General features: G+C 68.3%; 18 protein-coding genes and 6 pseudogenes. 14 read left to right on the top strand and 10 right to left on the bottom strand.

Annotation, left to right across the window (positions count from 1 at the left end; all coding sequences use genetic code 11):
- Positions 1 to 171: 171 nt before the first annotated feature.
- Complete coding sequence (locus tag ACFCY7_RS04090) at positions 172 to 1,542, bottom strand: M64 family metallopeptidase (RefSeq protein ID WP_376481087.1); 1,371 nt, start codon at positions 1,540 to 1,542, stop codon at positions 172 to 174.
- 129 nt (positions 1,543 to 1,671) lie between these two features.
- On the opposite strand from ACFCY7_RS04090, the gene ACFCY7_RS04085 reads away from it, so the two are divergent.
- Both ACFCY7_RS04085 and ACFCY7_RS04080 read left to right on the top strand, forming a co-directional pair.
- Positions 1,672 to 3,033, top strand: a complete 1,362-nt coding sequence (locus ACFCY7_RS04085; protein ID WP_376481085.1) for a tetratricopeptide repeat protein — start codon at positions 1,672 to 1,674, stop codon at positions 3,031 to 3,033.
- Entirely contained in the window at positions 3,033 to 3,401 is a 369-nt protein-coding gene (locus ACFCY7_RS04080; protein ID WP_376481083.1) for a hypothetical protein, read from the top strand. Before ACFCY7_RS04085 ends, ACFCY7_RS04080 begins: the two co-directional genes overlap by 1 nt.
- A gap of 9 nt (positions 3,402 to 3,410) precedes the next feature.
- Here ACFCY7_RS04080 and ACFCY7_RS04075 read toward each other — a convergent pair.
- A pseudogene (locus ACFCY7_RS04075) lies at positions 3,411 to 4,269 on the bottom strand (IS5 family transposase).
- Between the two features lie 161 nt (positions 4,270 to 4,430).
- Between ACFCY7_RS04075 and ACFCY7_RS04070 the strand changes: the two are divergent.
- Together ACFCY7_RS04070 and ACFCY7_RS04065 are read left to right on the top strand one after the other, a co-directional pair.
- Entirely contained in the window at positions 4,431 to 5,105 is a 675-nt protein-coding gene (locus ACFCY7_RS04070; protein ID WP_376481081.1) for an SMI1/KNR4 family protein, read from the top strand.
- Positions 5,106 to 5,883: 778 nt separating this feature from the next.
- On the top strand, positions 5,884 to 6,330 hold the full coding sequence (locus ACFCY7_RS04065; RefSeq protein WP_376481079.1) for an SRPBCC family protein: 447 nt from the start codon (positions 5,884 to 5,886) through the stop codon (positions 6,328 to 6,330).
- 14 nt (positions 6,331 to 6,344) lie between these two features.
- Here ACFCY7_RS04065 and ACFCY7_RS04060 read toward each other — a convergent pair.
- Together ACFCY7_RS04060 and ACFCY7_RS04055 are read right to left on the bottom strand one after the other, a co-directional pair.
- Positions 6,345 to 7,135, bottom strand: a protein-coding gene (locus ACFCY7_RS04060; RefSeq protein ID WP_376481120.1) for an IS5 family transposase whose coding sequence is annotated in 2 segments (ribosomal slippage) — positions 6,345 to 6,820 and positions 6,820 to 7,135 — 792 coding nt in all. Because the reading frame shifts where the segments join, the coding sequence is not laid out codon by codon here.
- Between the two features lie 175 nt (positions 7,136 to 7,310).
- Positions 7,311 to 7,475 (bottom strand): annotated as a pseudogene (locus ACFCY7_RS04055) (transposase); the annotation flags it as partial.
- 99 nt (positions 7,476 to 7,574) lie between these two features.
- Here ACFCY7_RS04055 and ACFCY7_RS04050 point away from each other — a divergent pair.
- Both ACFCY7_RS04050 and ACFCY7_RS04045 read left to right on the top strand, forming a co-directional pair.
- A pseudogene (locus ACFCY7_RS04050) lies at positions 7,575 to 8,368 on the top strand (IS5 family transposase).
- A gap of 237 nt (positions 8,369 to 8,605) precedes the next feature.
- On the top strand, positions 8,606 to 9,628 hold the full coding sequence (locus tag ACFCY7_RS04045) for an IS110 family transposase (RefSeq protein ID WP_376481118.1): 1,023 nt from the start codon (positions 8,606 to 8,608) through the stop codon (positions 9,626 to 9,628).
- Between the two features lie 92 nt (positions 9,629 to 9,720).
- Here the strand turns inward: ACFCY7_RS04045 and ACFCY7_RS04040 are convergent, their stop codons facing one another.
- Positions 9,721 to 12,213, bottom strand: a complete 2,493-nt coding sequence (locus ACFCY7_RS04040; protein ID WP_376481077.1) for a DUF6185 family protein — start codon at positions 12,211 to 12,213, stop codon at positions 9,721 to 9,723.
- 175 nt (positions 12,214 to 12,388) lie between these two features.
- Between ACFCY7_RS04040 and ACFCY7_RS04035 the strand changes: the two genes are divergently transcribed.
- The 3 genes from ACFCY7_RS04035 (at position 12,389) to ACFCY7_RS04025 (ending at position 14,599) form a co-directional block, all read left to right on the top strand.
- Positions 12,389 to 13,087, top strand: coding sequence for a helix-turn-helix domain-containing protein (locus ACFCY7_RS04035; protein ID WP_376481075.1), 699 nt, complete (start codon positions 12,389 to 12,391; stop codon positions 13,085 to 13,087).
- A 458-nt stretch (positions 13,088 to 13,545) separates the two neighbouring features.
- On the top strand, positions 13,546 to 13,866 hold the full coding sequence (locus ACFCY7_RS04030; RefSeq protein WP_376481073.1) for a carboxymuconolactone decarboxylase family protein: 321 nt from the start codon (positions 13,546 to 13,548) through the stop codon (positions 13,864 to 13,866).
- Between the two features lie 340 nt (positions 13,867 to 14,206).
- A complete protein-coding gene (locus tag ACFCY7_RS04025; protein WP_376481071.1) occupies positions 14,207 to 14,599 on the top strand; it encodes a three-helix bundle dimerization domain-containing protein in 393 nt (130 codons plus the stop codon).
- Between the two features lie 320 nt (positions 14,600 to 14,919).
- Here ACFCY7_RS04025 and ACFCY7_RS04020 read toward each other — a convergent pair whose 3' ends face one another.
- Complete coding sequence (locus tag ACFCY7_RS04020; RefSeq protein WP_376481126.1) at positions 14,920 to 15,081, bottom strand: hypothetical protein; 162 nt, start codon at positions 15,079 to 15,081, stop codon at positions 14,920 to 14,922.
- Here ACFCY7_RS04020 and ACFCY7_RS04015 point away from each other — a divergent pair.
- The 4 genes and pseudogenes from ACFCY7_RS04015 to ACFCY7_RS04000 all read left to right on the top strand — a co-directional run.
- A complete protein-coding gene (locus ACFCY7_RS04015) occupies positions 15,080 to 15,274 on the top strand; it encodes a hypothetical protein (protein WP_376481116.1) in 195 nt (64 codons plus the stop codon). The two genes, ACFCY7_RS04020 and ACFCY7_RS04015, sit on opposite strands and share 2 nt — an antisense overlap.
- A gap of 323 nt (positions 15,275 to 15,597) precedes the next feature.
- Positions 15,598 to 17,403 (top strand): SulP family inorganic anion transporter, encoded by a 1,806-nt coding sequence (locus tag ACFCY7_RS04010; protein WP_376481070.1) that lies wholly within the window; start codon positions 15,598 to 15,600, stop codon positions 17,401 to 17,403.
- 301 nt (positions 17,404 to 17,704) lie between these two features.
- On the top strand, positions 17,705 to 18,046 hold the full coding sequence (locus tag ACFCY7_RS04005) for a YkvA family protein (RefSeq protein WP_376481068.1): 342 nt from the start codon (positions 17,705 to 17,707) through the stop codon (positions 18,044 to 18,046).
- Between the two features lie 451 nt (positions 18,047 to 18,497).
- Positions 18,498 to 18,771 (top strand): annotated as a pseudogene (locus ACFCY7_RS04000) (DUF664 domain-containing protein); the annotation flags it as partial.
- A 66-nt stretch (positions 18,772 to 18,837) separates the two neighbouring features.
- On the opposite strand, the gene ACFCY7_RS03995 reads toward ACFCY7_RS04000, so the two are convergent.
- Both ACFCY7_RS03995 and ACFCY7_RS03990 read right to left on the bottom strand, forming a co-directional pair.
- A complete protein-coding gene (locus ACFCY7_RS03995) occupies positions 18,838 to 19,167 on the bottom strand; it encodes a hypothetical protein (RefSeq protein ID WP_376481066.1) in 330 nt (109 codons plus the stop codon).
- A gap of 179 nt (positions 19,168 to 19,346) precedes the next feature.
- Positions 19,347 to 20,942 carry a phospholipase D-like domain-containing protein gene (locus ACFCY7_RS03990; RefSeq protein WP_376481065.1) on the bottom strand — a complete coding sequence of 532 codons (1,596 nt, stop codon included), beginning with the start codon at positions 20,940 to 20,942 and terminating at the stop codon, positions 19,347 to 19,349.
- 561 nt (positions 20,943 to 21,503) lie between these two features.
- Between ACFCY7_RS03990 and ACFCY7_RS03985 the strand changes: the two are divergent.
- Positions 21,504 to 22,418: pseudogene (locus tag ACFCY7_RS03985) on the top strand (IS5 family transposase).
- A 25-nt stretch (positions 22,419 to 22,443) separates the two neighbouring features.
- On the opposite strand, the gene ACFCY7_RS03980 reads toward ACFCY7_RS03985, so the two are convergent.
- Both ACFCY7_RS03980 and ACFCY7_RS03975 read right to left on the bottom strand, forming a co-directional pair.
- Entirely contained in the window at positions 22,444 to 22,707 is a 264-nt protein-coding gene (locus ACFCY7_RS03980) for a hypothetical protein (protein WP_376481064.1), read from the bottom strand.
- A 43-nt stretch (positions 22,708 to 22,750) separates the two neighbouring features.
- Positions 22,751 to 22,907, bottom strand: a pseudogene (locus tag ACFCY7_RS03975) (IS5/IS1182 family transposase); the annotation flags it as partial.
- Positions 22,908 to 22,946: the final 39 nt, after the last annotated feature.

Raw genomic sequence — 22,946 nt, 5'->3', positions numbered from 1 at the left:
GCGGCGTGTGCGGACGACCGTGATCGGTGACGCAGTGTCCGAGTCTCCGGTGGTCTTGCAGCTGGAAGCGGTAGAGCTCAATGAGTTCCGGCGCCTGTACGCCGGTGACGGGCTGACGGTGGATGTGGAGGCCGCCCGCAAGGCGGCCTCCACATCCTGGTAGCCCTGGGGTCAGTGCCGGACCGTCCAGGACTGCTGGTCCTGGATGGTCGCGGCGATCGCCGGGTCGCGCACGGCGTCGGTGCGGTCGGTGACGATGACGGTGAGGCTGTGGCTGCGGAGGTCCCGCGAGTCCAGGTGGAGCGCGGCGACGGGCACGGCGGTCCGGCCTGCCTGAGCGGTCAGCGGCTTGCCGTCGAGGTACCACTGGACGTCGAGCTGCTGCTGCTCGCCCGCCAGCCGCGGCACCTCGACGCGCGCAGTGTCGCGCTGGCGCAGCGTGCGGTCGGTGGGGGTAAGGGCGGTCGCGACGGAGGCGTGGCGGTAGAAGCCGGCGATCATCGCTTCGCGGCCGGGGAGGTTGAAGGGTTTGCCGAGCACCCGCATGATCGAGGCGTCGGTGGGCCGGTTGAGGCCGGCCACGTAGTAGCCGCCGCCCTGGTGCGCGCCAACCGTGCCGCCGTCGGGAGAGGTCTCGCCGAGCCAGCGGTACCACTTGGTCCGCTGGACGCCGATGGCGTCCGCGCTCAGGGTGGAGATGTTGGATTCCGCGGGCTCCGCGCCGGTGTACTGCTCGTATCCGGGGTAGCCGGGGTAGAAGTACTCGTCGGCGAGCTTGCCGAGCGAGTGGCCGGTCTCGTGGATGGCGACCTGGCCGGACCGGTCGTTGCGGGCGGAGGCGGTGGAGATGCCCTCGTAACCGAGCTTCTTGCTGGGCGTGTTGTAGCCGGCGCCGCCGTACTTGGTGCTGTTGGACAGGACGATGACGAGGTCGGCCTCGGGAGCCTTGGCGACGTACGAGTCGACCTTCTGCTCGTCGATGCAGAGCAGCCGCTCGATGCCGTCGCACCAGAAGTACGAGCCGAGGGCGGTGTCCTTGACGACGTCCCGGCCCGGGTCGCCGGAGACTCCGGAGTCGTTCGAGACGGCGTCGACGGTCCAGACGTTGAAGAGGTTCTGGTAGGTGGTGTACGGCTCGACGGCCGTCACCTCGGCCCACTTCTCCTTGGCATCGACGTGGAACCGATCCAGTTCGGCGGCGGTGTAGCCGTCGCCGATGACGACCACGTCGAGGCGGTCGGCGGTGGGGCCGTTGTCGACAACCTTGGTGACATCGCTGTCGGCCCGGGTCTCGGCCGCAGAGAGCGGGGCGGTGGTAAGGGCCTTGCGGGCGGACGGCACCCAGGTGTAGCCGGAGCCGGCCTCGTGGTGCCCGTGCTGACCGCTTTCGACATGTTCGTGGCCGGGTATCTCGACCTTGACCTGCCCGGTCGTCTCCGGGTCGGCGCCCGCGGAAGCGGAGCCGGGGGTGACGGCGAGGGCGGTCATGACGGCGGCGGCCATCGTGGCCGCCGCCATTGATCTGCGTATGGACGGGCGCAACAATCTCTCCCCAGGACAAGCATCTTAAGTGCACGTATCAATGCGGTTAACAGGGCGCTTAACATAGGGCTCCCTGCCAGTGCCGCACAATGCCCTTGCGGATGTGAAACCGCAGAAGAGGAACGCACCATGGACGAACCGGCAGTCATCGGACAGCGCGTACAGCGCCTGCGTGCCGAACGAGGCCTGACGCAGCGGCAACTGGCCGAGCCCGCCTACACGGCCGCGTACATCTCCACACTGGAGTCCGGCAAGGTACGCCCCTCCGAGACCGCTCTGCGCTTCCTGGCCGAGCGGCTCGACACCACCTACGAGGAGCTGACCACCGGCCGCCCCGCCCGGCTCGCCACCGAGCTGCGCCTCGCCCTCACCGACGCCCGCCGCCTGCTCGCCACTGGCACCCTCGGCGAGGCCGCCGCCCGCTACCGGGAACTGCTCGCCGAGGCCGAAGAACTCGCCCTGGAGCCCGAGCGGGCCGACGCGCTCACCGGGCTCGGCGAATGCGCCCTGGAGAGCGGCGAACTGAACTCCGCCCGAGAGCACTTCGAGTCGGCGGAGCGACTCCTCGCGTCGGTCGGCGCGCCGCTCCCCCGCCGGGTCCGCGCCCTGCGCGGTCGGGCCGTCGCGCACCTGCTCGCCGGTGAACTGCGGTACGCCTGTTACGTCCTGGAGACCGCGCTCGACGAACTGAACGCCCAGGGCCTGCACGACCCGGATGCCCTGATGCTGCTGTACGCGTCCTCCATCGGCCCGTACATGGACATGGGCGCGCACGCCCGGGCTGCCCAGGCCGCCGAACTCGCCCTGGCCCTGACTCCGCAGGTCTCCGACCCGGGCCTGGTCGCCGGCATGCACCGCAGCGTGGCGCGCACCCTGCTCGCCGAGGGACGGGTCGCCGAGGCCGACGCCTCACTCGCCAAGGCGCAAGACCTCTACCAGCAGCTCCAGGCCCGCACCGAGCTGGCCCACTGCCATTGGATGCACGGCTATGTGCACGCCCAGAACGGGGACCTGGAAGGCGCCGAGCGCGAGCTGCGCACCGCCCGCGAGATGCTCGCCGCCCGCCGTGCCGCCCTGTACGCCGCGCAGGTCGAGGTCGAACTGGCCGATGTGCTGCGTCGACGGGGGAAACGCGAGGAGGCGGTGGCCCTGCTGTCCCGGCTGCTGGAGCTCGGTGCGGGCCTCGGCGACGGACGCGGCGCCGTCCACGCCGCGGGCGCCCACCGACTGCTGGGGCTGATCGCCGAGGAGGAGAGCGCGGACGAACGCGCCGAGGAACACTACGTGCTGGCCCTGGCCCTGCTGGAGCGCAGCGGGGCGGCGGGCGATCTGGCAGATATATGCCGACTGCTGGGCGATCTGCTGCGGCGTACGGGCCGTACGGAGGCCGCGCTCGACGTATACCGCACCGGCCTCGGCCACCAGGCGGTGCCGGGCACCACCACGCTCGGCCCGGCGCCCGCGGCGCCGCCCTTCCGCAGCGCCTGGTGATGCCGGCTCCCGGTGATGGCTCTGTCCACGTCGAAAAACAGCGTTCCTCGACACGCAAACAGGAGCGCCCGCCCACCCCGACACCATCGGCCTCCAGCAGAAGCCCCTCAGATCACAGGAACGTTCGAGACCGCCCTGCGGTGGCACCGCTCCCACGAGAAAGGCTCCACAGCTACGCCAACAGCGAGCCCACACCCCACGACGGCACGCACATGACAGAGTTCCGCGACGGCGTGGCAGCCGCGGTCAACGCGCACCTGCGAAAGCGCCGACTCCTCGCGGAGACAGCCCCCAATCTCAGCACCGCCCAGATCACCCACGGCCTGAGCGGCTGTTGCTCTACCGATCTTGGTGGTCGCGAGTCCTAGGGCCTGTCTTCAAAGAGGTCTGACCCAGAGTAGGAGTGACGCGAGGGTGACGGCTGCCTGGTAGGACTCGCGGGTTTTGTCATAGCGAGTGGCGATCGCCCGGTACTGCTTGAGGCGGTTGAAACAGCGTTCGACGACGTTGCGGTGCTTGTAGAGCTGCTTGTCGAAAGCGGGCGGTCGGCCTCCGTCGCGTCCTGGCGGGCGCGATGTCCGCGCTGGTCACGGCGTTCTGGAATGGTGTGGCCGATCCCGCGTTTGCGGAGGTAGGCGCGTATCTTGCGGGAGCTGTAGTCCTTGTCTCCCAGGATGTGGTCCGGGCGGGTGCGAGGCTGGCCCGGCCCGGTCCGAGGGACCTTGATGGTGTCCAGGACGTCCTCGAAGCGGGTGCAGTCGCTGACGTTGCCGCCGGTCAGGACGAAGCCGAGCGGCCGGCCCCGGCCGTCGCAGGCGAGATGGATTTTCGTGGTCAGTCCGCCTCGGGATCGTCCGAGGGCGTGATCACATACTTCGTCCCCCGACCCCGCCCCTTTTTGCGGGCGCCGGCAGCGTGCTGATGGGCTCGCGCGATCGTGGAGTCGACCGACACCAGCCAGTCGATGCCACCGGCCACGTCCTTCTCGGCCTGCACCGCGACGAGCATCCGCGTGAACGTACCGTCAAGCGCCCACCTGCGAAAACGCGTGTAGAGCGTCCGCCAAGGCCCGTACCGCTCCGGCACATCCCGCCATGCCGACCCGGTCCGCAGCTTCCACACAATCCCGTTCAGTACCTTGCGGTCATCCAGCCGCGGCCGCCCGGTCGACGACCGCGGCAGCAGCCCGGACAGCGCTTCCCACTCCAAATCCGACAGCTCATGACGACGCACCATGACCCACGTGATCCCCCATCAGACCCCTTTGAAGACAGACCCTAGGCCGCCGACTCGGTCGAGTACTCCTGGTTTTGCTGAGTTTGCCGGCGAGGCCACCGGTCGTCGGCCGCCGCCCCAGGCCGGTCGAGCGCTGGCGGCGGCCGGTAGGGTCATGCGCCATGACCGACTGGACCGGGGTGCGTGATCGGGTTCTGACTCTGGCAGCAGTGCCGGGCAGCGACAAAGTGTTTGGGGCGAAGGCGCACGGCTTTGCGCTCGATGCCCCTCTAGCCGCCGCCGAGGTGGCCGACCTCGAGGCGTGGCTGGACGTCGATCTGCCCGAGGACTATCGCTCATTCCTTCTGCATGTCGGAGCTGGCGGGGCCGGTCCGGCGTACGGCATTCTCCCAGTGCGGCGGGAGGGTTCTGCAGGCTGGCGCTGGGTCGGAGAGCTCCTTGAGGAGGTCGAGCCGGGCATGTTCGCGGAGCCGTTTCCGGGAGGGTCGAAGCCGGAGGCAACAATCGCGATCCTGGCTGAGCGGCCGTTGCAGGACGACTTCGACGACCTCGCCGATCTCGACGCGGCGTTTGAGGCGTGGGAGGAGCGTCTGGGCGAGGTGCAGTACGACCCACGCCGCACAGCAGGTGCGCTCTGCCTGTGTGATGAGGGCTGCGGGATGATGGTCTGGCTCGTCGTCACCGGCCCGGAACGCGGCCGAATGTGGCGTGACGATCGCTGCAACGGCACGGATCTTCATCCGATGCGCGAGACCGACGGCTCCCTATCAGACTTCGCCAGTTGGTACCTCGGGTGGCTCGCAGCCGCCGAGGCTGCCTGCAGTCTGGACCGATAACCAGAAGTCTGCTGCCGATCTTGGAGATCCGCGAGTTTACGCCTGTCGCCCGGCTGGGGGATCTCCGGCCCGTGCGTGCACAGAGACAGGGCCTCCTGCACAGCTCGTGGGTGTCGAAGTCCACGCGCAACGGGAGGCCCTGTGCCGCAGTCTTCCCGTGCCGCCCTCGCAAGCGTCCAACGCGGCTGCCCGACAGTGTGATTGCCTCGCGCGCACGTACGGGAACGCGGCTGATCACGGGAAGCGTGTGCGACGCTACCCGTCCGACATAACCGACGGTGAATGGGTGGCAGCCCGACCGCTACTGCCGGTGCCGCGCTGGCTACGCGGACGGGGTGGCCAGCCGGAGGCCTACTGCCACCGCGCAATACTGGACGCGATCCTCTACCTGGTCGACAACGGCATGAAGTGACGGGCGATGCCGGCCGTGGCTTTAATCATGATTCCTGGTTCTGGCTCACTTTCCGTGGAGGGCTGACTGACTGTGATGTCAGTGGCGTGTGGTGAGATGGCCGGACTATGCGGTCTGTCGTGAATGACTCCGATCGAGTGCAGTGGTTCTACACCACCTTCGAGAGCGTAGGCCCACTCCGATTCGGCATGAGGCACGAGGAAGCCGGCTCCGCGATGGGGCTGCAGGGGTTCACTGGAACCGCCTCACCCATGCATCAGCGGCACGGTGCCCTTGTGCTCCAAGCTGTCTTTCGAGAGACGGCCGCCCTCACGTACGTAGAGCTCGTAACACGATCATCGTGAGGCACGGTCTACCCTTGCTGGGATGACGTCCCTCGCTGTTACTGCTTCTTCGCACTCATCGGCGTCTGCCGCCATCGTCTACGCGGCGCTCCTGGATGCAGAATCCTGGCCGTTGTGGTCCCCCTATGCTGACGTCGAGTGGGATGTGCCTGCGGGAGTCGACCGACCGGCACGCGTGGGCGACCTGCGCACCATCCGTTCCCGCACTGGACGTATGTGCTGCCGCGAGCGCGTCGCCGAGATGGTTCCCGACCAGCGGTTCAGCTACGAACAGTCCGGAGGGCTGTTCACGTCTCATCAAGGGTCTGTGGACCTGGCCCGAGCCCCCCACGGCGGCACCAACATCACCTGGTCAGCGACCTACCGACACACCCTTCCCCTCTTGGACATGCCCAGGAGACGGCGTCTGCAGGTTTGGGTCCACGATCTCGCGTCATACGCCAACTCGATCGTGATTCGTAACTCCTAGAATTGCAGCAAAAGTCACGATTCGATCTTCTTGAGACGCCTCCAGCAGATGAGGCTGCAGGCGAGGGAAATGAAGGCGTCGTGAAGTTCGGTTCGTCGTTCCCAACGGACGGCGAGGCGTTTGAACTGGTGGAGCAAGGCGAAGGTCTGCTCGACGACATAGCGGAGCTTGCCCAGGCCCTCGATGTTCGGGGCTCCTCTGCGGGAGATGACCGGCAGGATCCGGCGTTTGCGTAGTTCGCGGCGGTGGGGGTCGGAGTCGTAGCCCTTGTCGCCGAGCAGGGCCTGGGGGCGTCGTCGGGGCCGACCGGGGCGTCCGGCGACGGGCGGGATGCCGTCGATCAGGGCGAGGGTCTGGGTGATGTCGTTGACGTTGGCCGCGGTGGTGATGACCTTCAGCGGGGTGCCGCGTCCGTCGCAGATCAGGTGGTGCTTGCTGCCCGCCTTCCGCCGGTCGACCGGCGACGGACCTGTGTCGGCACCCCCTTTTTCGCCCGGACATGGGAGCCGTCGACGCATGCTCGGGACCAGTCCAGCTCGCCGGCCGCGTTCAACTCGGCGAGCAGGATCCGGTGCAGCCGGTCGAAGACCCCGGCCCGCTGCCACCGCTCAAGCCGCCGCCAGCACGTCTGTCCCGAGCCGAATCCCAGCTCCGAGGGCAGCAGTTGCCAGGCGATGTCGTTGATCAGCACATACAGGATGCCCTGCAGGCACTGCCGATCCGGCACCGGCCGCAGGCCAGGAGCCTTCTCCGGCCAGGGCGGCAGCAACGGCTCGATCAGCGCCCACAGGTCATCGTCCACGATCCACGGCCGGGTACTCACACCATTCCGAACGGCCGAATCGTCACACCGGTCACGGCCGACCAGACACGTTCAACAAGATCGTGTTACGAGCTCGTAAGGGCGGTCACTGAGCTCTTTCAGAGCGGCCACTGATCGGTGATGTCGAGGGCAGCGATCGCCCGGACCTCACGGTCCGAAACCGCTCGGGCAGATCCCTCCAGGGCAGGCCAGTGCGGACCTTGAACACGATGCCCTCAAGCACCTGGCGGTGATCCCGCCACCGGCCACGAGCCCGCCCCTCAGGCGGCAATAGCGGCTCAATCACCGCCCAGGCAGCGTCAGAAATTTCCCCATCCCTCACAACCGGACCAACAATTTGATGATCGGAAAGACGCCCCCTTTAGGCGTCATCCCCAAATGATCTTGTAGTGGATCATGGGGCGGCGATACGTTGCCATGACTGTCCGATGCCGAGTGGGAGTTCGTCCGGCCGTTGCTGCCCGCGTCGTTGCGGGGGCGGAAGCGGCTGGACGACCGCAGGGTCCTGAACGGGATCGTGTGGAAGTTCCGGACCGGGACAGCCTGGCGGGACGTGCCCGAGCGGTATGGGCCGTGGCCAACGCTCCACACCCGTTTTCACAGGTGGGCGGCGGACGGGACGTTCGACCGGATGCTGCGGGCCGCGCAGGCGAAAGCGGATGCGGCGGGCGACATCGAGTGGCTGGTGTCCGTCGACTCCACGGTCGTCCGCGCTCACCAGCACGCGGCCGGGGCCCGAGAAGGGGGCTCCGCGGCCCGGCCCTCGGCCGGTCCAGAGGCGGTCTGATCAGCAAGATTCACCCGGACTGCGACGGCAGGGACCGGCCGCTCGCCTTCGTCGTCACGGGCGGCAACACCAACGACTGCACCCGGTTCACCGCCGTGATGGAAGCGATCCGGGTGCCCCGGATCGGGCCGGGGCGGCCCCGGGTCCGACCCGATCATGTCCTGGGCGACATGGGCTACAGCTCCAAGGCCATCCGCGCCTGGCTCCGCCGTCGGGGCATCGCCCACACGATTCCTGAGCGGGCCGACCAGGCCAGCAACCGGGCCCGGCGAGGCAGCCGCGGTGGCCGCCCGCCGGCCTTCGACCGGGAGGTCTACAAGCACCGCAACGTCGTGGAACGCTGCTTCAACCGCCTCAAGCAATGGCGCGGCATCGCCACCCGCTACGACTGTGAGGATGTTCGGGTGCCGCTTCGGGCGGTGGCCTGACCCGCGTTACGACTGGCCCTGGTGCCTTGGTTTTGATCTGTCGGCCACTGTCCGGAGTGGTACTCGCTGCCGCCGGACCGGCGGGCGTGTCCCGATAGGGGCCTTCGCGAGAGGCACCGTCACAGTCCTGACCGCCCTGACCGATCCGGCGATGGCCGCCCAGCTTCCTATGGCTGCAGGAGACAGGTGACCGTGACCAGGACCCGGCCCGCCCCGCTCGACCAAGGCAACCCCGGCATCGTGCTGGGTGTCGACACACACAAGGACGTCCACGTTGCCGCCGTGGTCACGACCGCCGGCGCCTTCGTTGAGAGCCGGAGCTTTCCGACGACCGCCGAGGGCTACGAGCAGTTACTGGACTGGGCCCGGACACTGGGCCACCTCAGCCAAGCCGGGGTGGAGTGCACAGGCTCATACGGCGCCGCACTCAGCCGGTATCTCCATGGTCAGGGCATCACCGTCTTCGAGGTCAACCAGCCCGACAAGGCCACCCGCCGGCGCCGCGGCAAGAGCGACATCGTCGATGCCGAGGCCGCGGCCCACGCAGTGATCACCGGTAGGGCGACCGCGAAGGCCGGCGACGGGCCCGTGGAGATGCTCAGGCTGTTCAAGATGGCCAAGGCTTCCGCGATCAAGTCCCGGGCTCAGGCAATCAACCAGCTCAAGGCTGTTCTCGTGGCCACCGCCCCCGAGCTGCGCGAATCTCTGGCCGGCCTGAGCAACCCCAAACTGATACGCGCTTGTTCCGGGCTCGACAGCTCGGCCTCCGGAACGGCAGGCGCCGCCGCCCACACGCTCAGACTGCTGGCTCGGCGGATCCAGCACCTCACCGAGGAGATCGAAGATCTGACCACGCGGATCAGAGACGTCATCACGCAGCACAATCCGCAGCTGCTGGCCTGCTACGGCGTCGGCCCCGACACCGCCGCGACGCTACTGATTGCAGCGGGTGACAACCCCGAGCGTCTGCGCAGCGAGGCCTCGTTCGCAGCCCTCTGCGGCGTCAGCCCAGTCGAAGCCTCCTCCGGGAAAACCCAGCGTCGGCGCCTCAACCGGGGCGGAAACCGGCAGGCGAACTCCGCCCTCTACACCATCGTGCTGGCCCGGCTCCGCTGGGACACCCGCACCCGCGGCTACATCGACAGGCGTGTCTCCGAAGGCAAGACCCGCCGCGAAGCACTCCGCTGTCTCAAACGATACGTCGCACGCGAGATCCACCGGCTCATCACCCGCACCACCACCCACGTCCTGGCGGCTTGACATCCATAGGGGCATCAAGACCGCCCAATCCTACGAAGCAGCCGTCACCCTCGCCTCGCTCCTGATGTGGGCGTGACATTTGACGACAGAACCTAGGGGATGGGTGACGTCGAGGTCACTTCCGAGAGCGTCTTCCAGAGCGTGGCGAGCGCGATGAGCTGTGCCACAAAGAACGCCACCGAGGCGAAGCGCATCTGGTAGATGTAAGCGACCATGCCGGCGTTGGTCGCCCAGTAGCGGCGCTCGTTCTGGAAGGTCTGCAAGTCCATCACCAGACCCGTGCACGTCATGACCGAAGCGAATGCCGCGATCTCGCCGATCAAGGAGGGCACGCTCTCTCCGAGGGCCTGGGCGACGAGGAAGTCGGCGACTTCCGGAACGGCGAACGCGAGCGCGACGAAGAGCGCCTTCGTCGGCCCGTGACGGCCCGGAAGATCACGCCACAGCGCCCCGAGGAAGAATCCCGCGACGAGCCACACGATCTGCCAGAAGAGGATGGCGACCGTGATCCAGAGGAATCCCGCCGGATCCTCCGCGTTCACTGTCCAGGAGTCACCTTTCACCACGGACGTCCAGTACAGCAGGCCGGTCGCGGGCAACCCGACGAGAGACGCGATGACGGCCCCCCGGCGGGCATTGCCCCACCACGTGGTCAGCGGGCCACAGGCGAACGGGAGATCGACCGGTCTGACGCCGGCCGGCAGCGACTGGTCCAGTCTGTCGATCTCGGCCTCGAGCGACTCCCGCTCGGCACGCTCCGCCGGGTTTGCCGTGCCGAGGTGACTCAGGCGCGCCTGGAGCTCCCGGAACCGGCGCGCCAGACGCAGCACGTCGGCCCGCTCGGTCTGCGAGATCGTCATGCCGAGCGGCGCGTTGTCGGCGAAAGGCCGCTCCAGAACGGAGACGGAAGAGCCCAGGGCCAGTACGCCCCAGGCCGCACACATGCACAGCAGCAGGGTGAGGGCATAGGCGGAAAGGCCGTAGTAATCCCCGAGAGGCGCGAGAGTGATGGCGAAGAGGACCACGAGGAGGAACTTCTCCGCCGGCGCGGGTGTGAACGCCGACTTCTCGTACTGTTCGACCCGACAGACCCGCAAGACCCCCAGCACGGCCAGCGGCGCCAAGATCCCCACGAGGCCCAGCATCGGCACCAGAACATACTCCGGGAAATACCACCACCAGTTGTGGAGCGTGATCTCCCACCAGAGCTGGAACTCCGGTTGACCGAGGTCGGCGAGCCAGCTGATCCGGTCCCAGTAGCGTTCGAAGGCGAGGTAGCCCCACAGGACGGTGACCATCGCCGCCGTGATGGCGGCGGGAACCATCACGCGCGGCGGGATCCGTGTCTCCCTGATCAGCAGGATCCGTTGCCCTGCGGCAATCACCCCCAGCCAGCACACTGACATCAGCGCACAGATGGCGAGGGCCGCCACGGTCCAGCCCGGCGCGGACAGCAGAACGTCGGATGTGGGAAGCAAAGCGAACTCGAACACCTCCGACACCACGTACCAGCCGAGGATCACCAGGACGAGTACGCTCACGCTCACCCGCAGGCGCTTGGATCGGCTGCCGAGGAGACACAGCGCAAGTCCGAGGAATGCCAGGCTGAACACCGACAGCATCGGCGAGTAGTCGAACTCCCAGGCCATCAGTCGGCCGAGAAGCCGGTACAGGTTGTCTCCGAGGTAGACGAGCAGGCCCAGGAAGATCAAAAGGATCGACCACCACCGCAGAAAGCGCAGCGCTGTCGACTGCGCCGGCATCGTCCTGTCTGCCAGGCTGCGCGTGAGTCGCCGAGCCGCGACCAGCAGCAACGCGCCCGAGGCGACATACCAGAACGCTCCCGACGCGCTCCACATGCCCCACGTCTCCCACGTCTCCCAGGACGGCTCCAGCGAAGTGGTGACGAAGTTCCACTGCTGTACCGCCGGTGGGCGGAACGTGACCGCGGGATACTGGTCGGGCTTCTTGTGCCGCCAGCTCAGATTCGTTCCGCCTTCGCCGAAGGCCGGCGGAGGCGTGGCCGTCAGGGCTCCCTGACCGCCCAGGTTGACCTGAACGCTCTCCCAGTTCGCGCTCTTCAGGTCAGGCGAAGGCTTCAACTCGATGAGCCAGTGCTCCGGCGTCACCGTCAGCTCCCACGGGCCGACAGCGGAGAACGAGGACTGGACCCAGGTACTTGCCTCGTAGTGGACCTTGACCCACTGGCCGTCGGCTTTCACGGCCACCGGCGCGAACCGCCACTCGTCGTCAAGGGGGTCGTCCTGCCCCAGCGCGGGTTTGCTCACCAGGCACGCCAGCGCCGATCGGTAGACCGGTGAGTGGGTGTCCAGGAGCAGTTCGGAGGCACGAGCCCAAGTGGCGGGCACGCTGACGTCCATGGTGCTCTTGAGCACGCTGTAGTCGTTGCCGCGGTGCTCGAACTCCGCCAGCGCCGTCACCTTGGTCTTCTCGAGCTGATCGGCTCGGCAACCGGGCGAGGCGCGTTCGGCGGCGTCGGCCCTTCCCACGACGGGGAGGACGAGGCATAGGAGCAGCAACAGCACGTGCAGAGGGCGCGGCGCGGAGCAGCCGTGACTGATCACCGCCCCAGGATCCCCAGGACCCTCCCTGCGCGACGCGCACATTGCCGCGCGCCGCACTGACGCGCAGGCAGGTCCACTCCAGCAGCCGACACGTCTGCCGTACCCGTCAGTTGTGGTCAGCGATCAGGAAGACATCCGTTAGTGACCTGAGTCGGAGATTCGCTGTTGGTTGGGCATGAGTCGTCCGGGTCCGAAGATTCCGCCGTTGTCGGTCACCGATGCCCAGCGGGCGGTGCTGGAGGGCTGGGTGCGTCGCCGCACGACGGCCCAGGCTCTGGCCCAGCGGTCGCGGGTCGTGCTGGAGTGCGCCGAGGGCCACTCGATCATGGAGGTGTCGCGCCGGCTGCGGATCGCTCCGGACACGGTCCGCACCTGGCGGCAGCGCTTCATCGAGCGGGGCCTGGACGGCTTGTGTGACGACCCGCGGCCGGGTGTCCCGCGGAAGATCAGCGACGCCGACGTCGAGCGGGTCATCGTCAGGACGCTCGAGGAGACACCGAAGAACGCGACCCACTGGTCGACCAGGTCGATGGCCGCGGCCACGGGTATGTCGCATCTGATCCTGGACAACTACGCGACCCACAAGACACCCGACATCAAGAAGTGGCTGCCGGCCCATCCCCGGTTCCGCCTGCACTTCACGCCGACCAGCGCGTCCTGGCTGAACCTGGTCGAGCGGTGGTTCGCCAAACTCACCACGAAGAAGCTCAAGCGCGGCGTCCACCGCTCCATCCAAGCCCTCGAACGCGACATCCGGGCCTGGCTCGCCGGCTGGAACGAGCACCCCAGACCCTTCGTATGGACGAAGACCGCCGACGAGATCCTCGACAAAGTCGCCGCCTACTGCCGACGAATCTCCGACTCACACCACTAGCGGGGCGCACCCGGGCGCCTAAAGGGGCGATTGCCCTCCAGGAGCCCTCACCGGTCAGACACGCCACGGCATGGTGTGGCCACTGTTCGTGACATATCGCGCGTCTCGGAACAGCTCCCGGACCATTCACGGTCCAGATCGGCGGGACTTGATCGCTGGTTACACCGGACGACCCAGGGCGCCGGTGCACGTCCTCGACTCTGTCGCCGACCTTCCAGCCCTGCTCACCGCCGGGGAGGTGGGACGCCTGAGCGTTGACGGGTCCTGCCCGGCGCGCCGGGCACTCGTTCTCTCAGCCCCATTACGTGGGCCGCCCGCCGACCATGGTCAGCGCGGACACACACCTCGTGCGCAGGTTCAGGAGAGGTTCTAGAGTTGAGGGCAGGGCATGCCGGTGGTCTGCAGGCATTCCCTTTCATCTCACTCCCCCAGTCGGGCCTTCCAGGAGGACATTCGAGATGTCCGCTGCATCTGACACCCCTGTTCTGGACACCATCCTCGCCATGACGGGCGACTCGCTCGAGCGGTGCGGACTGGCTCCGGACATACTCCTGCTCACCCGTATCGCAGCGCTCGCTGCCTCCGATGCTCCTCCGGTCTCCTACCTCGCCCACATCGATCCCGCTCTCAAGGCCGGCCTCACCACCGAGCAGTTGCAGGACGTTCTGGTCGCCATCGCCCCCATCGTGGGAACCGCCCGGGTGATGACGGCAGCCGGCAACATCACCGCTGCGCTCGGCGTCGCCATCGCCGTCGCCGAGATCGACGCAGAAGGCTGACGCAGGGCCGACCCGGGAGGCCACCGCAAGCCCGTGGAAGGCGGGAACCCCCGAGGCATGTGCGGACTCCCGGGAAGCGGCGCCACACCCGCTCCACCGACTTTCGGAGTAAACCCTGCCTCGTCCGGAATTGTTCGTCCGTTGCACGGGGGCGACGAGTTCCATCGAGCGGCGCCGCGGCGGCCCTACCGGCGCCTCTTCCCACCGCTTCCCGGGCCCGGCTTCGGAGGGCGGTCTTGCCCGGGCGAGCAGACAATGACCGTGGCTGACCTTCTCGTGGCGTTGGCGAGATGTGCGGTTCTGCGGTCAGGAGGTCGTGGAACATGGGATCAGTGCCCTCATGACGGTCGACGAGCAACCCCCTCAAGCCGACGCGAACCTTCCCGTCGAGGGTTCGACCGGCCACTCCGGGCCGGTCGAGCGCGCCGACCCGGCAGGTCCACCGAACCTCCTGTCACACGGCTCGCAGGACGAACTCGCGTCCCTCCGGGACACGGTGGCCCGATTGGTGGCTGCCTACCCCTGGCTGGACTCGGTCGATGTAGAGGCGACAGTCAGGACGGCGTACGAGTCGTTCCGCCAGGCCAGGGTCAGAGCCTACGTCCCGATCCTGGTCGAGCGCAGGTCCCGGAGGGCGCTCCAAGCCGCCTGCCGCACGGCTCTCTGCCAGGTCGTCGACGGCCGGGCGAACCCCGAGACGCTCGGCGCTCACCCCGGACCGGAAAGGGACTGAGACCGCGCGGCCGGACGGAAAGCGCGGACAGGGCCGACCTGCCGGAGCGGCGGGCGACCTGTCCACCGCTCCGCAGCCACGGATCGGAGGCAGAGCGATGACGGTGCGGTCGGGCTCCGCGGGTGAACAGCCTCGGAATTCGGAAGGCCTGTGGTACGCGCGCGTGCCCCCGAGGATGTCACAGCCATGTTCGGCGTGGATCCGGCGGTCGGGCTCTCCGCAGCATGGTCCATGGAGAGCCCGACTGCGCACGACCCGAACACGCTGCCCAGGCAGCAGCGAGCTCTGGCCTGGCGCCGGTTCCTCGATCAGGCTTGCGTTCAACTGTCGATGCCGCCGGGCGGCAGGTCGTCCGGTGCCTCGTCAATGGCGCGGTCATGGCGTCTGGCGACCTTCGTTCCGACAGTTCTCGGGGCCACCGTTCTCGGCATCACGGCGGGCGAGCCGTTCCCCCCGCCGCAGGCGCTGTGGATCCACTTCATGGTCATCGCCTCCTTCGGCTTCGCGTTGGGCTTCGACCAGGAGACGACCCGTCTCATGACGCGCAGACCTCAGCCGCGCGGGGAGTCGGTGCTCACTCGGCCCGTACCGGTCACGGCAGGAATCGGCGGGCTGAGTGCCACAGCGAGACGGACACGGTGCCGACCATGTCCACCGTCGACAGCAGGCAGATGAACCGGGTGGCGCCGACCCAGCTCGTGCTCGCGGGTGCCGGTGACGATCCAGAGGGACGGCTTCCGCCGCTTCCTCGGGACGACGGATTTCGATGCGCGGCAGTTCGGCTGGGCGCCGCTGGTGGCCCTCGCCCTCCTGTGCCTCTGGGAACTCGGCAAGCTCCCGGCGCGCCGGACGAGAGACGGGTACTGTCTCAACGGTTCGCCGCCCTCGTACGGGCCTCACCGTTCACATGCGGGCCTCTGCCGTGCACGCCCTCCGGCTCCCAGCGGTCCCGGCCGGACAGGACCGGGAAAAGAGGGGACTGATCGGAAGGACGGTCTGTGACCATCCACCGCAAGAGCCGCAGACCTCTCCGTCGGTTGCGTGCTGTTCCCGGGGTGCGTGCCATGTCGTCGTACCGACGCGAGTGGCTGGTCAAGGACCTGGTGGCAGGAGTCGTCCTGACCACGCTGCTGGTGCCACAGGGGATGGCGTACGCCGAGCTGGCGGGGCTGCCGCCCATCACCGGCCTGTACACGACGATTCTCTGCCTGCTCGGCTATGCGGTGTGCGGGCCGTCCCGGATCCTGGTGCTGGGCCCCGATTCCTCGCTGGGGCCGATGATCGCCGCCACCGTGCTGCCCCTGGTGGCGGCCGGCGGGGACCCCGACCGGGCTGTCGCGCTGGCGTCGGTCCTCGCGCTCATGGTGGCGGCCGTGATGATCCTGGCCTCGGTGGCGAAGCTGGGCTTCATCGCCGATCTGATCTCCAAACCGACGATGATCGGCTACATGAACGGTCTGGCCCTGACCATTCTCGTCGGTCAGCTGCCCAAACTGCTCGGCTTCAAGGTCGATGCGGACGACCTGATCGGCGAGTGCGTCGGCTTCGTGCGGGGCCTCGCCGACGGGGCGGTGGTGCCGGCCGCCGCAGCGGTCGGCATCGGCGGGATCGCCTTGATCCTGGTCCTGCAACGCCTGCTGCCGAAGGTCCCCGCCGTGCTCGTGATGGTGGTCCTGGCGATCGCCGCGGCCACGGTCTTCGATCTGGGCGGGCACGGCGTCGGCCTGGTCGGAGAACTGCCCGAGGGCTTTCCTCCGTTCACGATCCCCGATGTGCAGCTCGCCGACCTGCCGCCGCTGCTCGGCGGTGCGCTGGGCATCGCCCTGGTGTCCCTGGCGGACACGATCTCCAACGCGTCGGCCTTCGCGGCCCGGACCGGACAGGAGGTCCGCGGCAACCAGGAGATGACGGCCATCGGTGTGGCCAACCTGGCGGCCGGTCTCTTCCAGGGCTTCCCGGTCAGCACGAGCGGTTCCCGTACGGCGGTGGCGGAGCGGGCGGGGGCCAGGAGCCAGCTCACCGGGGTCGTCGGAGCGGTGCTCATCGTCCTCATGCTCGTGCTGGCTCCGGGCCTGTTCCGCAATCTCCCCCAACCGGCCCTTGCCGCCGTTGTCATCACCGCGTCGCTGTCGCTGGCCGACATCCCGGGGGCCGTGCGGCTCTGGCGGCAGCGCCGGACGGACTTCCTGCTGTGCTGCGCGGCGTTCCTCGGCGTGGCCCTGCTCGGCGTGCTGCCCGGGATCGGCATCGCCGTCGCCCTGTCCGTGCTGAACGTCTTCCGCCGTGTCTGGTGGCCCTACCACACCGTGCTGGGGCTGGTAGAGGGACTGGAGGGCTACCACGACATCCGCTCGTACCCGCAGGCCCGGCAGCTTCCGGGCCTGGTCATCTACCGGTTCGACGCGCCGCTCCTCTTCGCCAACGCCAAGGCCTTCCGCGACGACATCAGGCGCCTGGCCGAGGCGGACCCGCGGCCGAGCTGGATCGTGATCGCGGCGGAACCCATGACCGACGTGGACACCACCGCCGCCGACGTCCTCGAAGAGCTCGACGAGATACTCAACGCGGACGGCGTACACCTCGTGTTCGCCGAGCTCAAGGACCCCGTGCGCAGCAAGATCGAGCGGTACGAGCTCACCCGCACCATCGACCCCCGGCACTTCTTCCCCACCGTGGAGGCCGCGGTCGCCGCCTTCCGCCTGCACACCGGAGCGCGGTGGGCGCCCCCGGCCACCGCAAGCCCTCCCCCGCGCGACGAGCCCGGCCCCGGTACCGCTGAGTCGCCGCCCACCGACGAGCAGTGACCGCGCCAGCCAGTCCCACGGCGGGGCGCAGTGCGGCGCTCGGGGCCGGTGGCGGGGCACTGGCACGTGAAGAGCGCAGGCCCAGCGTGCTCGCGGCCCTGTTACTGAACGTGATGGACCGGACTCGAGGGCCGCTTCTCGGGTAGCCGACCCGTAGCAGGCCGGTGTCACCGGTCGCGGTGGGGAGAAAGTCCCGACGACGGGAACGGCCGATGAGCAGAGCAGCGAGCCCGACACCGTAGCCTTGTAAAGGCCGCGGACGACCGGCGCGGCCTGGACCGATACCGGGCAGGAGAGCAGCATGGACAGCTCCCTCTGGCTCATCGTGGCCGTGGTTCTCGTGCTCGTCGTGGCGGGATTCACGGCCGTGCTGCTCGTCCGCGTCTTCCAGGCTCGGAGGCTACTGCTCGACGCCGGTCTCCCGCTGCGGTCCAAGGCCCTGTTCTGGGCGGCGGTGGTCTACACCATCTCACCGATCGATCTGATCCCGGACCCGGTCTACCTCGACGACATCGGTGTGCTCCTGGTCGCCTTGCGGGCGTTGCACGCGGTGGCCGCCGGAAGCGAGGCGGACCCCAGAGCGCTCCCCGAGGTTCGAAGGCCTGGAACAGCGGTCCGGCGATGGAGTCGCCGCCTCAAGTGAGGGGGCCGGCGGAGGTCCGACCGTTCCGTTTCACCGGCGTAAGGGCCGCGATGCCGGTAGGCACCTCAGAAGAGCGTCTCCTCCTTCGCCGGACCGTCTTCCTCCCAGGTCAGGAGCGCCACCCACCCAACTCGACCATCCGTTCTTACCCGCCGCACAGGAACGAGGTCCAGGCGCGCTCGCTGGGCCGCGGGGGCTTGAGGTCAGCGATCCGCCGACTGTTCGGGTTCACCGCGACGGGGCGCCTGCAGGCGGGTCAAGCCTTGCGCGGCCATGCGGGCATGACGAACTTCCCTTCGCACAAGGCTTGGTGTGGGTGTACGCGTCCCCAGAATCGAGGATTCACCGGAGGCGTGGGAAGACCAACTCCTGCTGATGTCGCATCAGGCAACGTTCCCCCTGCCGGAGGCCCTGCCTGTCGACAGCTTCGGCTGCTGGCGATGATCTGCTGATGAGCGCCATCGAACGCCTTCTGCCGCCCCTGAACGCCGACGAGCGCACCGCGCTCCGAAAGCCGGCTCGACTTTCACCGCGCCACCCTCGCCATGAAGTGCGAGGGCTGCGAGGGCCTGGACGACGGGCAGGCCACCGTCGCGTCCGTGCCACCGTCCGGTTTCACCTTGACCGGCCTCGTCCAGCACATGGCAGAGGTGGAGCGGAACTGGTTCCGCCGAGTGTTCGACGGAGAACAGGCCCCGCCCATCCACGACCCGCACGCCGACCCGTCTGCCCCCCCCCGACGGCGGCTTCGAACTGGGCGAGCACGCGCCGTGCCGGGCGCCCCGGCATGGTCAGGAGTACCAGTCGGCCTCCGCCGGACGCGCCCGCCGGGGAACCTCCCGGGCGGGCATGGGAGTGCGTTCGCCACCCGCGAGCAGGATGCTTGCCGGATCGCCGCCGAGAGCGCCCGGGAGCGTCACCTCGACCTCGATGCCGCGAGGCGGGTCGGTGGGCAGGATCGTGGTCATCACCGCCGTCTGCGCGTGGTGGCCATGGACGCTGGCAGCGGCGACCTGCTTCCCGTCCACGAGGAGCTCCAGCTCCCGCGTCCCGCCCATCCGCAGGTCCACGGTGACCGAGCAGCCGGCGCGCTCGCAATGAAAGTGATACTCCCGGCTCATGATCGCTTCCCTGAACCGAAACAGCGCGCAGCGACCGTTCCGGACGCACGGGCACACTGCCCGAGTTTGTACGGGACCGGGCCCGCAACTGCAACGACGACGTACACGGTGCCGGGTGTGCACTTCGGGTCAGCGGACACGCTGACCCGAAGTGCGCCCAGGTGCCGGGCGGGCGGGTGTCAGCCTTGGCAGACGCCGCGCGTGTAGTCGTACGTCGCCGTCGCCTGCGAGTACTTCCACTGCGGCGCGAGCAGCCCGTCGGCCAGCTGGCGTGCGGCGGCGGGGCTTTCGATCACGTAGCCGAAGTCCTGAAGCCAGGAGGGGTACAGGTTCTTCGAGCCGATGTAGAAGGCCGAGTCGTCCACCGAGACCAGCTTGTGGTGCTGGGCGTACGGCTTGCCGTCCGCCCACGTCGGCTTGTCCGAGGCACGGAAGGTTGCGAGCTGCAGGTTCTGGCACATTGCGGCCCGCGCCTTCGGCTCGTCGCCGGTCAGGACCTTGAGGCGGCCGCGCAGCACGTTGCTCACCTCGGACAGCGACTTGATCTGCGAGTAGCCGCCGCTGCCGATGGTGCCGCGGTTGGCCGGGTCGCTGACGACGATGCGCACCTTCACACCGGCGGCAAGTTTCGCGGCGAGGGTGTCGTAGAACCGGATGTCGTAGCGGGGCAGCGGCGGGCAGGTCGCGTTCAGGTCCTGCTGCGAGATTTCGACGTGCTCGGTCGCGCTGGCGACCAGGGCGCGCAGTGCGCTCTCCTCCGGGTTGACCGTGTCGTAGTCGCGGTCGGCGTTGGTGTAGTCGTGCACCCCGAAGCCGCAGGTGGTGTCCGAGGCCGTCGGCAGGACGGGCCGGAACGACGAGGACGGGTCGCTCTGCCGGATCCCGATGCCGAGGCCGCCCACCGCGAGGGCGGGAATGTCACCGTCGGCGGGCGGGGCGGCAACCCGGGGCAGCGTGGGCAGGCAGCCCGCGCCGTTGGAGGAGGCGAACCAAACGGTGGTCCAGTTGTTCTTGTTGCGACAGGTCCAGTCCCACAGCGTGTCGAGGTAGCGTCCGGCGGAGCCCGCCGCCGGGCCGGACAGCGCGAGGTCGACGTCGTTCACCGGGTGGGTGGTGTCGAGGTAGTCATCCTTCCAGCTGTTGATGCCGCCGGTAATCACCGAGTTCCCGTCCACCACCACCAGCTTGGAGTGATTCCAGGAGAAACCGGTCTTCGACGTCGTCATCGAGGCCACGTCGAGAGTGACGCTCGCGGCCTCCGGACCGAGCTTGTCCACCAGCTCGTCGCGGTAGGCGGACGGAATCACGTTGGCGTGGTATATGGGTGCGGCGCCGACCAGGATGCGAACCTGAAGCCGGTTGCCCTTCTGCGCGGCCTCCTTCAGGCCGGCCACGATCGCGTCCTGGAAGGCTCCGTTGGGGAACGGGGCCAGAGTGGATATGTCCACGCTGTACCGGGCGTTCGCGATGTCCTCGCGCACCTTCTCCAGCAGGCGCCGGGAGCCTGAGCGGTCGGCGCAGGTGGGATCGCCCCAGCAGCCGGGGGTCTGGAGCAGCCAGTCGGAGGCGCCGGGGGTGGAGGCGCCCAGCCTGTTCCCCGCCGTGCGCTCCCAGACGAAGCCCTCCAGGCCCGGAGAGACCTGACGCAGGGACTGCTCCACCGCGTCCAGGTGCGGAGTGGGCGCGTCAGCGAACGCCGGGACAGCGGACAGCAGGAGGGCGGAGAGGGCGAGTGGAAGGGCCGTCGTGCGGATGGTGCGGATGGTGCGGGCCAATGCGGTTCCTTGCTTGGGGGGTGGCTCGGGCCGAGGACTCCACGGAGGGAGCCGCGACCTTGATCAACTCACGTAAGTTACCAGCGCGTATCTCCTAGTTCACCCCAACCCACGCTGCTTTCAGCCGTAATCGCGCCCTGCACCGTCGTCGAAACTTCCCAGTCATAGCCCAACCGGAGCGCGGCCGCGGAAGCCGACCTCAGGAGCGCCCGTGGTCCGGCAAGGCGCAGACGGACTTCTCCTCGGTCGCCCGCAGCCGGGTGAGCAGGGCCGGGTCGAGCGGGATCTGGCTGGTCACGGAGGCCGTGACGGTGCGGCGGCGGCCGTCGGGGGTGGCCGCGGCGAACTGGGCATAACCGGGCGTGTTGCCGGTCTGGCCGAAAACGACGCCGCACCAGGTGCGTGTAGCGGAACAGGGCGAGCCCGGCCACGTTCGCGCGGAGACCGGCGGGTTCGGAAGCGCCGCCCGGCAGGAAGTCCCGCTTGGGCATGGCGGGTGGCCGGCCAGGACTTGTCCGGCCGATCATGTGACTACTCCGGGCCCGAATCGTTGATGTGGACATGGGGCGGGGTGATCTCACGGATGCCGAGTGGGAAGGGCTACGGCCGTTCCTGCCGGTCAGCAACAGGCGTTGTGGCAGGTAGAGGGATCACCGGCAGGTAATCGACGGGATTCTGCACCGGGTGCGGACCGGGGTCCAGTGGCGTGACCTGCCCGAACGGTTCGGTCCATGGAAAACGGTCTATGAACGGCACCGCCTGTGGTCGGCCGACGGAACTTGGGAACGACTGCTCCAGCAGGTCCAGGCAGAGGTCGACGCAGCAGGCGAGATCGACTGGGACATCTCGGTCGACTCCACCATCGAGCGTGCTCACCAGCACGCGGCCGGCGCCCGCACCGATCCACCGCCGGCCCCGCGTCAAAGGGGAGGCGCCAGAACACCAGGACGAGACGCCGTGGCAGAGCCTCGTCGCCCGCCTGGTGGAGGTGGTGCGGGAAGTGAGGGCCTGGGCCGCTCGCGCGGCGGTTTCACCACCAAGCTCCACCTGAGTGCGGACGGACGCTGCCTCCCGTTGTCCCTGATCATCACACCGGGACAGCGGGCGGACTGCACCCAGTTCAAGCCCGTGCTGGAGAAGATCCGCGTCCCCAGGATGGGTCCGGAACGGCCCCGGAAGAAGCCGGACAGCCTGGCCGCGGACAAGGCATACAGCAACGGACCAATCCGCGAATACCTGCGACGACGCGACATCCGGCACACGATCCCGGAGAAGACCGACAGCCAGGCCGCCCGCCTGCGCAAAGGATCACGCGGCGGAAGGCCACCCGACTTCAACGAAGATTGGTACAAGAAACGCAACACCATCGAACGGGCCATCAACCGGCTCAAGCAGGCCCGAGCCATCGCCACCCGCTACGACAAACGCGGCTACGTCTACCTCGGCACCGCGACTGCCGCCGCCCTCGCGATCTGACTGAGGTCCTGACAGGCCAGACTCCTCAGAACCCGGCGTCTGTCGGACGCTGGTGCCCACACGGCGCTGGGTTGCCGTTCTTGTCGAAGACCTCGGCGTCGTTGGCGGAGTTCACCCATATCGTGATGCCCTGGTCGTGGACCACCACGTTGAAGGGAGACTCCTCCGGATCCGTCTCCGTCACCACGGTGAACTCCTCGCCAGGACGCATCCAGTGATCGGTTCCCCACGGCTCGACCCAGAGGCAGAGCATGCTGTCCGTCTCGTTGCTCACGCTCGTCTTCGACACGCTCGCACCCTAACGAACAGCGTGATCGCCCGGACAAGTCCTAGAAGCAGCCGAGCTTGCGCCAGCGGGTGTTGCGGGCCAAGCGATGCTCGTACAGCGGTCAGGAACATGCTCGACGAGCTCATGCGGACGTCTAGCGTGGCAGGATACGGAACCGGCGGGGCCCCTTCGGTCGCCGGTGTGATGAGTGGAATCACCACGCCAACGACGAGAGGCTCTGCCTCGTCACCACACTCGCT

Origin of the sequence: Streptomyces sp. NPDC056361 (assembly GCF_042262805.1) — a bacterium.
GTDB lineage: Bacteria > Actinomycetota > Actinomycetes > Streptomycetales > Streptomycetaceae > Streptomyces.
This window is presented reverse-complemented; position numbering and strand designations above follow the sequence as displayed.